Genomic DNA, 12,528 nt, shown 5'->3' on the forward strand with positions numbered 1-12,528 from the left:
CGGCGTTTCGCGGTGCTCATCCGCTTCCGGCGGAACGGGTACGCGGCGGCGACCGCCGGGGCCCCGAGGCCGCCTGTCGTCCGATGGGGTGGCACACCGGGCCGGGCGGGTGCGTCCGGGGGTGTGGAACGCTGGGCGTGAGGGGCCGTGGTGCGGCCGCCCGACAGGGGGGAGTGAGGAATGACGCGAGTGGGAGGACGGGCCGGTGGCGGCGCCCCGCGCGGGGTGGACGTGGCCCGGCTGGCCGGGGTCTCGCAGAAGACGGTGTCACGGGTCCTCAACGGGGAGCGCTACGTCTCCGAGGACGTACGCCGAAGAGTGCTCGCGGCGGCCGGGGAACTCGGCTACCGGCTGAACAGCGCCGCCCGGGCCCTGGCCTCCGGGCGAACCCGTTCCATCGGCGTGATCACCCTCGGAACGGCCCTCTACGGCCCCGCCTCGCTGCTGATCGGCATCGAGCGGGCCGCGCGGGACGCCGGTTACGCGCTCCGGGTCGTCAACACACTCGAAGGCGACCCGGGCGGTGTGGCCGGCGCCGTGGAGTCGCTGCTGGAGCAGGGCGTGGACGGCATCGTCGTCTCCGAGCCGATCGACGAGGGGCCGGTGTCCATCGGCGTCGACGTGCCGGTCCTCGTGCTCGGCGCACCGGCGGCCTTCGGCGGTGCCCGCACCATGGCCAGGGGCGTCGGCGCCGAACTCCTCGCCCGGACGGCAACCGAGCACCTGCTGGACCTCGGGCACGCGACGGTCCACCATCTCGCCGGCCCGCAGCGGTGGTTCGCCGCGCGGGACCGGCTGGAGGGCTGGCGGGGCGCCCTCGCCGCACGCGGCATCGCGCCGCCGCCCGTGCTGCACGGCGACTGGTCGGCCGCGTCCGGATACGCGGTGGGCCGCGAGCTCGCCGCGCACGGTGACTGCACCGCCGTGTTCGCCGCCAACGACGACATGGCCATCGGCGTCGTCCGCGCCCTGACGGAGGCCGGGCTGCGCGTGCCGGACGACATCAGCGTGGTCGGCTTCGACGACATCCCTGTGGCCGCCTATGTCACCCCGCCGCTGACCACGGTGCGGCAGCCCTTCGACGCCGTGGCGCGGGAGGGGCTCCGGCTCCTGGTGCGGGCGATCGAGGAGCCGGACACGGACCTGCCGCCGGCGTACGACCCGCCGGTCGACCTCGTCGTCCGCGCGTCCACGGCACCGCCGCCCCGGATCGCACGCCCGCCCGCCCCCACCGATGCGGAGCCGAGGGAGGGCACGGCAGCCGGTTCACGCTGATCCACCGGCCTCCCCCTTGCCCGGCGCCCGGGCCTGACGCACGCTGTTCGTATGGGTGGGCAAGACGGCCCTACGCTCATCAACTCCGTCCAGCGGGCCATGCGTCTGCTGGAGGCGGTGAGCGCGCACGAGAACGGCGCGCCGGCCAAGCAGCTGGCGCGTGAGACGGGGCTGCCCCTGGCCACCGCCTACCACCTGCTGCGGACCCTGGTCCACGACGGGTACGTGCGCAAGCTGGACGACGGCGGCTTCGTCCTCGGCGACAAGCTGCAGACGCTGCAGTCCACGGGCCGTGCGCAGGCCCTGCTCAGCCGCGTCCGGCCCACCCTCGCCGCGCTGCGGGACGAGCTCGCGACGGCCGCCTACCTCACCTTCTACGAGGAGGGCGAGATCCGGGTCGCCGAGATCGTCGACGGCCCCGGCACGCCCCGCGTCGACCTCTGGGTGGGCTTCGAGGACGCCGGGCATGCCACCGCACTGGGCAAGTCCGTCCTGCGGGAGCTGGACGAGGAGGCCCGCCAGGACTACCTCTCCCGGCACCACCTCGCCGACCTCACCCCGCGGACGATCACCAGCCTGCCGGAACTCCTCCGGAGGCTGGAGACCCCGCCCATGGCCCCGGCCGTCACGGACCTGGAGGAGTACGCCCTCGGCACGGTCTGCGTCGCCGTCCCGGTCTACAGCGGGGACACGCTCGGCTCCCTCGGCGTGTCGCTGCCGTCCAACCGGCTCTCCCGGCTGCCGGAGATCCGCGAACGGCTGCTTCCGACCGCGAGCCGCGTGACCAGGAGCCTCTCGCTCACTATCTGAAAAGTCGCTTCTTGCCGGTCACTACCCTCACCCCGTTTTCTGGATAAGTCAGACATTTCCGGGACGTGCCCCGCGCACAGGTGAGGACTGCGGACACCGACATGAGCCAAGCCCGCAACCATGGCGTCCACCACCGGCCGGTACGGCCGTTCAGAAACCGAGTGTCCGATGCCGGGGCTTCGGCCCGCAGGCGCGCCGTCGCGCAGCTGGGCGTGGGCGCACCCGTCCTGCCCGTCGTGGTCGTCGCCGCCGTCGTGTCCGCCGACCTCGTCGGCGGGGCGGGGATGATCTGGCTGCCCCTGCTCGCGGCCGGGCCGGCCCTGGCGGCCACGACCAACGGGCCACGCGGGGTCCTCTGCGTCGGCGGCCTCGCCGTGGCCGTCGGTGCGACGCTCGGGATCCGGGACGGAGTGCCGGGCCGGGAGCTGGCCGCCGTGCTGTCTGCCCTGGTCGCCGTGACGCTCGCGAGCGGCCTGGCCGGTGTGCTGCGCGGACGCCGGGAGCGGGTGCTCGCCGCCGTCCGGTCGGTCGCGGAGACCGCCCAGCACGCCCTGCTCAAACCCGTGCCGTCGACTGTCGGGCCCTTCCAGGTGGCCGTCCGCTACAGCGCCGCGGCGGCCGAGGCCCGCATCGGTGGTGACCTCTACGCCCTGATACCCACCCCGCACGGGGTGCGGCTGATCGTCGGCGACGTGCGTGGCAAGGGGCTGCCCGCCGTCGGGACCGCCGCGCTGGTGCTCGGTGTCTTCCGTGAGGCCGCCCACGACGAGCCCGACCTCCTCGCCGTGGTCGACCGGATCGAGCGGAGCCTCGCCCGCAACCTCGGCCGCGACGACTTCGTGACCGCCGTGGTCGCCGGGTATCCGCGGGAGGGGCAGCTGGAGGTGGTGAACTGCGGACACGCGCCGCCGCTCCTGGTGCGCGCCTCCGGGACCATCAGCCCGGTGGAGCCCGTGCTCCCGGCACCGCCCCTCGGGCTGCGCGACCTCGCGGGGTACACCCCGGGACTCCACACGCTCCCCTTCGCCGACGGCGACCAGCTGCTGCTCTACACCGACGGGGTCACCGAGGCCCGTGACGGAGGCCGCGCCTTCTACCCCCTGGCCGAGGGCCTGAAGCGGCATGTCTCCCAGGAGCCGGCCCACACCCTCGGCGCGCTCCACGAGGAACTGCTGGCCCATGTGGGAGGCAGGCTGCACGACGACGCGGCCCTGCTCCTCATCCGCAAGCCGGCCGTGCGCGCGGCGCAAGCGGAGGCCGGCGCGGCGGGCGGCACCGGGCCGGCCGGTCCGGTGCCCGAGGCGACGTGCTGCTCCTGACGGCTGCGGTTGTTGTGCGGATCGGAGGCTTTTGCCCCGGTGGCCGGGGTGAAGTGCCGCTCCTGGCAGCCGCGGCGGCTCACGCCTCGCGCAGGTCCTTCACCCGGCGGATCTTGCCGACGGAACGCTCCAGGGTCTCCGGTTCGACGATGGTCACGTCGGCGGTGATGCCGATGCCGTCCTTGACGGCCCGGGCGATCGTCGCGGCCGCGGCCTCGCGCTCCTCGGGGCCGGTTCCGGGCCGGGTCTCGACCCGGACGGTCATGTGGTCCAGGCGGTCGCGCCGGGTCAGCCGGATCTGGAAGTGCGGGGCGACGCCGGGCGTGCGCAGCACGATCTCCTCGATCTGGCTGGGGAAGACGTTCACCCCGCGCAGGATGATCATGTCGTCGCAGCGGCCGGTGATCTTCCGGATGCGGCGGAACGCGGGCCGGGCCGTGCCGGGCAGCAGCCGCGTCAGATCGCGGGTGCGGTAGCGGACGACCGGCAGGGCCTCCTTGGTCAGGGACGTGAAGACCAGCTCGCCCTCCTCGCCCTCCGGCAGCGCCTCACCCGTGACCGGGTCGACGACCTCGGGGTAGAAGTGGTCCTCCCATACGTGCAGCCCGTCCTTGGTCTCCACGCACTCCTGCGCGACACCGGGACCGATCACCTCGGACAGGCCGTATATGTCGACGGCGTGGATGTCCGTCCGCTCCTCGATCTCGCGGCGCATCTCCTCCGTCCACGGCTCCGCGCCGAAGATGCCCACCCGCAGGCTGCTCGCACGCGGATCGATGCCCTGCCGCTCGAACTCGTCGAGCAGCGTGAGCATGTAGGACGGCGTGACCATGATGATCTCGGGCCGGAAGTCCTGGATGATCTGCACCTGGCGCGCGGTCATGCCCCCGGAGGCCGGGATCACCAGACACCCCGCGCGCTCCGCCCCGTAGTGCGCGCCGAGACCGCCGGTGAACAGCCCGTAGCCGTAGGAGACGTGCACCTTGTGTCCGGGGCGGCCGCCCGCGGCGCGGATGGAGCGGGCGACGAGGTCCGCCCACGTCGACAGGTCGTTCTCCGTGTAGCCGACCACCGTGGGGCGGCCGGTGGTGCCGCTGGAGGCGTGCAGCCGCCGGACCCGGTCCATGGGGACGGCGAACATCCCGAACGGGTAGGTGTCCCGCAGGTCGGCCTTGGTGGTGAAGGGAAAGCGGGACAGATCCTCCAGCGAGCGGCAGTCGTCTGGGGAGACCCCGGCCTCGTCGAACTTCTTCCGGTACGCCTCCACGTTGTCGTAGGCGTGCTGCAGGCTGGTGCGCAGCCGGCCGAGCTGGAGCTCGCGCAGCTGTTCGCGGGTCAGCCGCTCCCCGTCGTCGAGCAGGTCGTGGGGGAGGGGCTCGCCGCGTCGCCGTCCCGTCGGCTCCGGGGTCGGGGAGGCCGTCGTATCGCTGGTCATGCGGACTCCTCCGGCCTCGTGCTCCCGAGGCTCCGGCTGCGGCCACGGAACTCCGCGACCACCTCCTCGCCCCGCCGGACCGTCACGTCGTAGAGGCCGCTGCGTCCGTACCGGGTGCGTTCCTCGGCCCGTGCCACGAGTTCGTCGCCCTCGTACGCCGGGGCCACGAAGGTGATGTCGGCGCCGGCCGCGACGGTCACCGGGCCGTGGCCGTTGCACGCGCAGGCGAAGGCGCTGTCGGCGAGCAGGAAGACGTATCCGCCGTGGGCGATCCCGTGCCCGTTCACCATCGCCGGGGTCACGGTCATCCGCAGCACGGCGGTCCCTGCGCCCTGCTCCAGCAGCTCCATCCCGAGCCCGCGGGAGGCCTGGTCCGCGGCGAACATCGCCTCCGCGGGCGGCGTCGCGTCAGCGGTATGGGTCACTTCTCGCACCACCTCTTGGCCCGACCGAACATTCGGTTAGCATCGGCGCTGCCATGTAATCCAGCCGTGCCGAGACCTGTCAAGGGTCCAGGACTTGCTTGAGGGGACTTACCAAGGCGTACCGGCGTGTCCTACGATGGACCGAACGAATGGTCGGTTGGGAAGTGGGACGGATGGACACGACACACTCCAGCCCCCCGGGGGCGGACGGCGCCGAGCCGGCTCTCCAGCAGCACTTCGACGCGACGATCGCGCGGGACCAGCGGATTGAGCCGCGCGACTGGATGCCGGAGGGCTACCGGAAGACACTGATCCGGCAGATCGCGCAGCACGCGCACTCGGAGATCATCGGCATGCAGCCCGAGGGGGAGTGGATCACCCGGGCGCCATCGCTGCGCCGCAAGGCCATTCTGTTCGCCAAGGTCCAGGACGAGGCCGGGCACGGGCTGTACCTGTACTCCGCGGCGGAGACGCTGGGCGCCGACCGCGCGGACCTCACCGAGCGGCTGATCGAGGGCCGCCAGAAGTACTCGTCGATCTTCAACTACCCGACGCTGAGCTTCGCCGACGTCGGGGTGATCGGCTGGTTCGTGGACGGCGCCGCGATCTGCAACCAGGTGCCGCTGTGCCGTTCCTCCTACGGGCCCTACGCGCGCGCCATGGTGCGGATCTGCAAGGAGGAGTCCTTCCACCAGCGGCAGGGCTACGAGCTGCTGATGACGATGATGCGCGGCACCCCGGAACAGCGCGAGATGGTGCAGGACGCCGTGAACCGCTGGTGGTGGCCGTCGCTGATGATGTTCGGCCCGCCCGACGACGCCTCGCCCAACTCGGCGCAGTCCATGGCCTGGAAGATCAAGCGGCACAGCAACGACGAACTGCGCCGGCGCTTCGTCGACATGACCGTCCCGCAGGCCGAGAAGCTCGGCGTGACGCTCCCCGACCCGGAGCTGCGCTGGAACGAGGAACGGGGCCACCACGACTTCGGCACGCCCGACTGGGACGAGCTGATGCGGGTCATCAAGGGCGACGGCCCGTGCAACGACCAGCGGGTGCAACGGCGCCGCACGGCCCACGAGGAGGGCGCCTGGGTGCGTGAGGCGGCCACCGCCCACGCCGCCAAGCAGGCCGCCCGCGCGGAGAAGGGAGCGGTGGCATGACCGCCGACCGGCAGGACTGGCCGCTGTACGAGGTGTTCGTGCGCGGCAAGCGCGGGCTGAACCACGTCCACGTGGGATCGCTGCACGCCGCCGACGACCGCATGGCGCTCACCCACGCCCGCGACCTGTACACCCGGCGCAACGAGGGCGTGAGCATCTGGGTCGTGCGCTCCGAGCACATCGCCGCCTCCACCCGCGACGAGAAAGACCCCTTCTTCGAGCCCAGCGCCGACAAGGTCTACCGGCACCCGACGTTCTACGACATCCCCGAAGACGTCCCGCACATCTGAAGGAGAGGGCATGAGCGACGAGCACGTCTACCTGACCCTCGCCGAGGGACACGAGGACGACACCCGCTGGGCCTACGGCACCGGCTTCGAGGACCCCCTGCACGGCATCGACACCACCGTGCCCGACGACGTGGACGCCGCCGAACTGGCCGCCCTCTGCGTCACCCTGGCCGACGACGCCCTCGTCTGCGCCCAGCGGCTCGCCGAGTGGACCACCCGCGCCCCCGAGCTGGAGGAGGAGGTGGCGCTGGCCAACATCGGGCTCGACCTGCTCGGTCAGGCCCGCCTGCTCTACTCCCGCGCGGGCCAGGCCGACGGCACCGGCCGCGACGAGGACGCCTACGCCTACTTCCGCGACGCCGGCGAATTCCGCAACGTACGCCTGGCCGAACTGCCGGGCGGCGACTTCGCGTTCTCGATCGTGCGGCTGCTGGTGCTCGCCAGCTGGCGCCTCGCGCACTTCGAGCGGCTCACCGCGCACCGCGACCCCGTCCTCGCGGCGATCGCCGCCAAAGGCGTGAAGGAGCTGGCCTACCACCGCCAGTACGCGGCCGAATGGGCCGTACGCCTCGGCGACGGCACCGAGGAGTCCCACCGCCGGATGCGCAGGGCACAGGAGCAGGTGGCGCCCTACCTGGGCGAGCTGTTCACGGCGTGCGACGTGCGCGACGAGGTCGTCGCGGTCCTCCGCCAGGTCACCGAGGCGGCCGGACTGCCCATGCCGGTCTACCGCCCCCTGCCCGGCTCGGGCCGCACCGGGGACCACACCGAGCATCTCGCGCCGCTGCTGGCCGAGTTGCAGGGCGTCGCCCGCGCCCACCCGGGGGCGACATGGTGACGGCACTCCTGGACGCGCGACGGGCCCGGCGCATCGCCGAGCAGGTGCCCGACCCCGAACTGCCCATGCTCACCCTGGCCGACCTCGGCGTACTGCGCGAGGTGACCCTGGCCCCGGACGGCACGGTCGTCGCCAGCCTGACCCCGACCTACTCGGGCTGCCCGGCGATGGCCGAGATGCGCGCGGGCGTGGCCGCCCGGCTGCGCGAGGCGGGGTACGCGCGCGTGGAGATCCGCACGGTCCTCGACCCGCCGTGGAGCAGCGACTGGATCACGGCGGACGGCCGGCGCAAGCTCGCGGAGCACGGCATCGCCCCGCCCGGAGCGGCGCCGCGGCACGCCGCCGGCCCGGTCCCGCTCGTGCTGTCGCCGACCCGCCGCTCGGTGCCCTGCCCCCGCTGCGGTCACCCCGACACCGAGGAGACCTCCCGCTTCGGCGCCACCTCCTGCAAGTCCCTGTGGCGCTGCCTCGCCTGCCGCGAGCCGTTCGAGTACGTCAAGGAGATCTGATGGAGGACCTGATGGAGCCGGCCCCCGCCCCGGCGGCACGCCCGCGTGCCCGCCGACGTCCGGTCTTCCACTCCCTGCGGGTCGCCGCCGTGCAGCCCCTGTGCGAGGACGCGGTTGCCGTCGGCTTCGACATTCCGACCGTGCTCGCCGAGGAGTTCACCTTCGCCCCCGGGCAGTCGCTCACCCTGCGCCGCGACATCGACGGCCGGGACGAGCGCCGCTCGTACTCGATCTGCGCGCCCGCCGGCACCGCGCCCCGGATCGGCGTCCGGGTGGTTCCGGGCGGCCTGTTCTCCTCCTGGCTGGTGCACGACGTCCGCCCCGGCGACACCGTCGAGGTCATGGCGCCCACCGGCGCCTTCACCCCCGACCTCACCGCTCACGGCCACCATGTCCTGATCGCGGCCGGCTCCGGCATCACGCCCATGGTCTCCATCGCCGAGTCCGTCCTGGCCGCCGACCCCCGCTCGCGCGTCACCCTGCTCTACGGCAACCGCCGCACCGGCACGGTGATGTTCGCCGACGAACTCGCCGACCTGAAGGACCTCTACCCCACGCGGTTCCAGCTCGCCCACGTCCTCTCCCGCGAGCCCCGCGAGGCCGAGGTGCTCTCCGGCCGCCTCGACGCAGAACGACTGGCCACCCTCGTCGACGCCCTGGTCGACGCGGAGTCCGCCGACCACTGGTGGCTGTGCGGCCCACACGGCATGGTCCGCGCCGCCCAGCAGGTCCTGACCGGCCTCGGCGTCCCCGCCGGCCGCGTCCACCAGGAGCTGTTCTACGCCGACGACGAGCCCGTCCGCGAGGTCCGGCACACCGACACGGGCCCCTCCGGCCCGGTCAGCCAGGTCACCGTCACCCTCGACGGCCGCTCCACCACCTCCGCGCTGCCCCGCGACCGCACCATCCTGGAAGGGGCCCAGCAGACCCGCCCCGACCTGCCCTTCGCCTGCAAGGGCGGCGTCTGCGGCACCTGCCGGGCCCAGATCACCGACGGCAAGGCCGACATGCGCCGCAACTTCGCCCTCGAACCGTCCGAGGTCGACGCGGGCTACGTCCTCACCTGCCAGTCGTTCCCGGTGTCGGAGGAGCTGACGGTGGACTTCGACACCTGATCCCGCGACGCCCGGCCGGCGGGGCGGTGGGCCAGCCTGCGGCCCGAGTAGCTGATCGCTCCGAGGCCGGTCAGCGGTCGCGGTACGCGCCGGCCGCGCCAGGCCCACCCGGCCCCGGCGTTCCGGCGATGCCGGGATGATGTACCTGCTGACCAGGAAGAACACCATGATGCCGTAGCGGCTGGTGTTGAACAGCGGCATCAGGTCGGCCCGAAAGTCCGGCATGAAGGTGTGCGACGAGGGTCGAACACTACGATCAGTGCGGCGAGTCCGCGCAGTGCGTCGAGGCAGCCCAGCCGGGCGCTCACCGTGTGCAGGACTTCACCTCGTAGTGCTCGATCTCGTTCCTCGGCACCGGCTCGCCCCAGGAGTTCTCGATCACCAGTGTGCTGCCCCGGCGCAGGGTGATGGGCCAGGCCCGGACGGGGTCGCCCTCCGCGGTGAGAACCATGACCCGGGGGACGTCCCACGAGCTGCACACGTCCGCGGGAGCGACCACATCCACCCGGATGCCCCACGGGCGCACGCGTTCCGCCAGTTCCAGCTGGTCGTCGATGCCGAAGCCACGTGTCCTGACGGTGAGTTCGACACTGCCGTCGTCGTGGCGTTCCGCCGCGAACGCGCCGGAGTCGGCGGGCGAACCGGCCACCACCGTGGCGGCCCACACCGTCGCGCAGGCCGCCACCAGCACGGCGATCCGCCGAGGGGCGGACGGGCGACGCACGGAGGCCGTCGCCCTGCCCACGTCGTCCGCCCCGGATCCCGCCCCCCGTAGCGCGATCTCCTTCTTCAGTTCAACGAGCAGCCGGTCCTCGAACGTCGTCCTCGTGCTCATGCTTCCCCCCTCGCCACGTACGCCACCGATGCCTCCGCCGTCCCATCGGTCCGGCAGTCCGTCTCCTCGCGCAGTGCCCTGCGCGCCCGGTGCAGCCGGACCCGGGCCGTGACCTGGCGGATGCCCAGCGCGGCCGCGGCCTCGGTGACGGTGAGCTGGTCGACCGCGACCAGTTCCATGACGGCCCGCTCGCCCTCGGGCAGCCTCGTCAGGGCGGCCAGGACGCGCCGCCCGGGGCTCTCCGCGTCGAGCTTGTCCTCGATGCGGGCGATGTCGTCGGGCTCCAGCAACCGCCGCCCGGAGATGCGCAGATCGCGTTCGGTCTCCCGGGCGATCCTGCGGCGCTCCGACGACACCACGTTGCGGGCGATGCCGTACAGCCACGCGGTCTCGCTGCCGAGGTGCGGCCGGTACGTGCCGGCCGAGTCGAGGACGGCGAGGAAGATCTCGGCCGTCAGGTCGGCCGCCGTGTGCGGGTCGTCCACCCGCCGGGCCACGAAGCGCAGCACCGCGTCGATGTGACGCCGGTAGAACTCCTCGAAGAGCCGCGGGTCGCCGACCGCCGCAGCGGGCCCGCCGCCCCGTAACCGTTCCGCGTCGTCCACGAATGTCCCCTTCTCGTCGACAGGTGCCTGTCACTCGTTCTTGGAACGGGACGCGCAAAGCGTTACAGGGGGTGCGGCCCCCGGTCGGCGCGCAGCACCCGCAACGCCGTGAGCGCCACGTGGAGTTCCGTGCGGCGGTCGCCGGATTCGAGGTCGGTGTCGAGGAGGCGTTCGATGGCGCGCAGGCGCTGGTACATGGTCTCCCTGGACAGGCCGCCTCGACGGGCCGCCGTGGTCTTGTTGCCGGCGGCGTCGAGGTAGTGGCCCAGGGTCGTCAGCAGGTCGCTGCCGTGCCGGGTGTCGTGGTCGATGAGCCGGCCCAGCCGGCGTTCGGTGTAGTCCTGGATCCTGGTGTCCTCCCGCAGCGCGTACAGCAGCCGGCGCAGGTCGATGTCCGGGAGCTCGTGGAAGGAACGGTCCGCGGGCAGGGCCTGGCCGGGCGGTGTGGCCTCCATGACCCGGGCCGCCTCCCGGAAGGAGCGTGCGGTGTCGGCGAGATCCGCCACCTGTGAGCCGACACCGACGGTCGCCGCCGGGGCCAGGGCCAGCGCGGTGCGGCTCAGCCGTTCGGCCACGGGCCGCCAGGGCTGGGCCGGGCGCAACGCCAGCAGGACGCCGAGGCGGCCGGGGGACAGTTCGCCGACCAGGGCCGGGACGCCGGCCGACCTCAGCTCCCGGTGCAGCCGGGTCTCCGGCTCGGCGCCTGCCCCGCCGGGCCCCGGGTCCACGAGGACCGCCAGGAAGACACCGGCCCCCGTGGGCAGGCCCAGCGCGGCGCAGCGGGCACGGACGTCCTCGGGGGAGTGGTGGCGCTGCTCGGCCAGCTCCCGCAGGGCGTTGCGGTGGGCCGTGCGCTCCCACGGCGTGGAGTGGATGAGCCGGGCCACGGTCAGGGCCATCGCCGTCCGCTCCAGCACGGTGATGTGCTCCGGCCCGAAGTCCGGCCCGTCGGCGGGCAGCATGACCAGCCGACCCCAGCGTTCACCCTGGTAGGAGACGGGCCCGGTGAGCCAGCCCTCCGGGCCGCCCACCTCGGTGTGGTGGCCGGGCTCGGCCGCCCGGGAGCGCCCCTCCCAGTCCCCGAGCGCCTCCGCCACCGTGCTCCCCGAGGGCTCGCAGATCAGCGCCTGGTGCGCCAGGTTCTCCAGCACGACCGTCCGGCCGCTCATCTCCGCCGCCGCGCGCACCACGTCCTCCGGCCCCGCCCCGCGCAACGTCAGGGCCGTGAACGCCTCGTGGATCCGCTGGGTGCGGCGCATGGCGTCGGCCTGGTTGCCGAGGATCAGGGCGTGCACGACCTGTGTGACCTCCAGGAAGTTGACGTCACGGGCGAGGGTGACCAGGGGGAGGCCCCGGGCCCGGCAGGCCTGCACGAGGGCGTCGGGCGGGCGGTGGTAGCGGCGTACGAGTTCGATGACCAGGGCGGCCGCCCCCACCTCGGTGAGTTCCTCGACGTACCGGCGGACCCCCGCGGCGTCCTCGGGCAACGGCATGCCCGTGGTCAGGACCAGCTCGCCGCCCTTGAGGAAGGAGGCGGGGTCCGTCAGCTCGGTGATGTGCACCCAGCGCACCGGCCGGTCCAGCCTCTCCAGCCCCGTGACGACCTGGGGCTGCCCGGCGGCCAGGACCGGCAGGGCGAGGACGTCGGCGAGGGTCGGCGCACGGCCCGCCGGGGCGGGGTCCGGGCCGGCCGTCGGGGGGTGAGCGTTCACGGTGCCTCCCTGCATGCCCGGTCACTCTGACAAGCGGCGCTGACCTGCGCAAGAGCTGGCCACAGGAGGGGCGGGAGGTGCCCGGGGGGTTCGGCGGTTGACACATCGTCCGGACAACGGGTCCCGGCTGGACAGATCACGCGTTGTCCCGTTTCGCGACGGCTCGGATGCTCGGGTACCGGAGCTGAGCCACGCCACCA

Annotated in this window: 13 protein-coding genes and 1 pseudogene; 8 read left to right on the top strand and 6 right to left on the bottom strand. The window is 73.2% G+C overall.

The window, feature by feature from the left end; genetic code table 11:
- The first annotated feature begins 180 nt into the window (after window positions 1-180).
- The 3 genes from ABTX60_RS28745 to ABTX60_RS28755 all read left to right on the top strand — a co-directional run bounded on the left by ABTX60_RS28745 (window position 181) and on the right by ABTX60_RS28755 (window position 3,404).
- A complete protein-coding gene (locus tag ABTX60_RS28745) occupies window positions 181-1,275 on the top strand; it encodes a LacI family DNA-binding transcriptional regulator (protein WP_352099920.1) in 1,095 nt (364 codons plus the stop codon).
- A 51-nt stretch (window positions 1,276-1,326) separates the two neighbouring features.
- The gene (locus tag ABTX60_RS28750; protein ID WP_352099921.1) at window positions 1,327-2,085 is read left to right on the top strand and encodes an IclR family transcriptional regulator; all 759 of its coding nucleotides are present in this window, start codon (window positions 1,327-1,329) and stop codon (window positions 2,083-2,085) included.
- 101 nt (window positions 2,086-2,186) lie between these two features.
- The gene (locus ABTX60_RS28755) at window positions 2,187-3,404 is read left to right on the top strand and encodes a PP2C family protein-serine/threonine phosphatase (RefSeq protein WP_502992416.1); all 1,218 of its coding nucleotides are present in this window, start codon (window positions 2,187-2,189) and stop codon (window positions 3,402-3,404) included.
- A 79-nt stretch (window positions 3,405-3,483) separates the two neighbouring features.
- On the opposite strand, the gene paaK is transcribed toward ABTX60_RS28755, so the two are convergent.
- Together paaK and paaI are read right to left on the bottom strand one after the other, a co-directional pair.
- Window positions 3,484-4,839, bottom strand: coding sequence for a phenylacetate--CoA ligase PaaK (paaK, locus tag ABTX60_RS28760; protein ID WP_352099922.1), 1,356 nt, complete (start codon window positions 4,837-4,839; stop codon window positions 3,484-3,486).
- On the bottom strand, window positions 4,836-5,225 hold the full coding sequence (paaI, locus tag ABTX60_RS28765) for a hydroxyphenylacetyl-CoA thioesterase PaaI (protein ID WP_352100018.1): 390 nt from the start codon (window positions 5,223-5,225) through the stop codon (window positions 4,836-4,838). Before paaI ends, paaK begins: the two co-directional genes overlap by 4 nt.
- A gap of 212 nt (window positions 5,226-5,437) precedes the next feature.
- Between paaI and paaA the strand changes: the two genes are divergently transcribed.
- The 5 genes from paaA to paaE are packed head-to-tail and all read left to right on the top strand — an operon-like array spanning window position 5,438 to window position 9,176.
- Entirely contained in the window at window positions 5,438-6,424 is a 987-nt protein-coding gene (gene paaA / locus ABTX60_RS28770; protein WP_352099923.1) for a 1,2-phenylacetyl-CoA epoxidase subunit PaaA, read from the top strand.
- Window positions 6,421-6,714 (top strand): 1,2-phenylacetyl-CoA epoxidase subunit PaaB, encoded by a 294-nt coding sequence (gene paaB, locus ABTX60_RS28775; protein ID WP_053672731.1) that lies wholly within the window; start codon window positions 6,421-6,423, stop codon window positions 6,712-6,714. Before paaA ends, paaB begins: the two co-directional genes overlap by 4 nt.
- A gap of 10 nt (window positions 6,715-6,724) precedes the next feature.
- Window positions 6,725-7,552 (top strand): 1,2-phenylacetyl-CoA epoxidase subunit PaaC, encoded by an 828-nt coding sequence (gene paaC / locus ABTX60_RS28780; protein ID WP_352099924.1) that lies wholly within the window; start codon window positions 6,725-6,727, stop codon window positions 7,550-7,552.
- Window positions 7,546-8,061: a 1,2-phenylacetyl-CoA epoxidase subunit PaaD gene (paaD, locus tag ABTX60_RS28785; RefSeq protein WP_352099925.1), complete on the top strand. Its 516-nt coding sequence runs from the start codon at window positions 7,546-7,548 to the stop codon at window positions 8,059-8,061. The genes paaC and paaD overlap by 7 nt, the downstream gene beginning before the upstream one ends.
- Window positions 8,061-9,176 carry a 1,2-phenylacetyl-CoA epoxidase subunit PaaE gene (gene paaE / locus ABTX60_RS28790; RefSeq protein WP_352099926.1) on the top strand — a complete coding sequence of 372 codons (1,116 nt, stop codon included), beginning with the start codon at window positions 8,061-8,063 and terminating at the stop codon, window positions 9,174-9,176. Before paaD ends, paaE begins: the two co-directional genes overlap by 1 nt.
- A gap of 105 nt (window positions 9,177-9,281) precedes the next feature.
- On the opposite strand, the pseudogene ABTX60_RS28795 reads toward paaE, so the two are convergent.
- From ABTX60_RS28795 to ABTX60_RS28810, 4 genes and pseudogenes are all read right to left on the bottom strand, one after another.
- A pseudogene (locus ABTX60_RS28795) lies at window positions 9,282-9,454 on the bottom strand (acyltransferase family protein); the annotation flags it as partial.
- Window positions 9,455-9,480: 26 nt separating this feature from the next.
- Window positions 9,481-10,011 (bottom strand): hypothetical protein, encoded by a 531-nt coding sequence (locus tag ABTX60_RS28800; RefSeq protein ID WP_352099927.1) that lies wholly within the window; start codon window positions 10,009-10,011, stop codon window positions 9,481-9,483.
- On the bottom strand, window positions 10,008-10,616 hold the full coding sequence (locus ABTX60_RS28805; protein ID WP_352099928.1) for an RNA polymerase sigma factor: 609 nt from the start codon (window positions 10,614-10,616) through the stop codon (window positions 10,008-10,010). Before ABTX60_RS28805 ends, ABTX60_RS28800 begins: the two co-directional genes overlap by 4 nt.
- Before the next feature lie 62 nt (window positions 10,617-10,678).
- A complete protein-coding gene (locus ABTX60_RS28810) occupies window positions 10,679-12,343 on the bottom strand; it encodes a PucR family transcriptional regulator (RefSeq protein ID WP_352099929.1) in 1,665 nt (554 codons plus the stop codon).
- Between the last annotated feature and the right edge of the window lie 185 nt (window positions 12,344-12,528).

This window comes from Streptomyces sp. NPDC126510, assembly GCF_040302345.1.
In the GTDB taxonomy this organism is placed as follows: Bacteria; Actinomycetota; Actinomycetes; order Streptomycetales; family Streptomycetaceae; genus Streptomyces.

Coding starts and splice junctions, on each gene's coding strand:
- ABTX60_RS28745 (WP_352099920.1), top strand. CDS start 181: ATGACGCGAGTGGGAGGACGGGCCGGTGGCGGCGCCCCGCGCGGGGTG.
- ABTX60_RS28750 (WP_352099921.1), top strand. CDS start 1,327: ATGGGTGGGCAAGACGGCCCTACGCTCATCAACTCCGTCCAGCGGGCC.
- ABTX60_RS28755 (WP_502992416.1), top strand. CDS start 2,187: ATGAGCCAAGCCCGCAACCATGGCGTCCACCACCGGCCGGTACGGCCG.
- paaK (WP_352099922.1), bottom strand. CDS start 4,839: ATGACCAGCGATACGACGGCCTCCCCGACCCCGGAGCCGACGGGACGG.
- paaI (WP_352100018.1), bottom strand. CDS start 5,225: ATGTTCGCCGCGGACCAGGCCTCCCGCGGGCTCGGGATGGAGCTGCTG.
- paaA (WP_352099923.1), top strand. CDS start 5,438: ATGGACACGACACACTCCAGCCCCCCGGGGGCGGACGGCGCCGAGCCG.
- paaB (WP_053672731.1), top strand. CDS start 6,421: ATGACCGCCGACCGGCAGGACTGGCCGCTGTACGAGGTGTTCGTGCGC.
- paaC (WP_352099924.1), top strand. CDS start 6,725: ATGAGCGACGAGCACGTCTACCTGACCCTCGCCGAGGGACACGAGGAC.
- paaD (WP_352099925.1), top strand. CDS start 7,546: ATGGTGACGGCACTCCTGGACGCGCGACGGGCCCGGCGCATCGCCGAG.
- paaE (WP_352099926.1), top strand. CDS start 8,061: ATGGAGGACCTGATGGAGCCGGCCCCCGCCCCGGCGGCACGCCCGCGT.
- ABTX60_RS28800 (WP_352099927.1), bottom strand. CDS start 10,011: ATGAGCACGAGGACGACGTTCGAGGACCGGCTGCTCGTTGAACTGAAG.
- ABTX60_RS28810 (WP_352099929.1), bottom strand. CDS start 12,343: ATGCAGGGAGGCACCGTGAACGCTCACCCCCCGACGGCCGGCCCGGAC.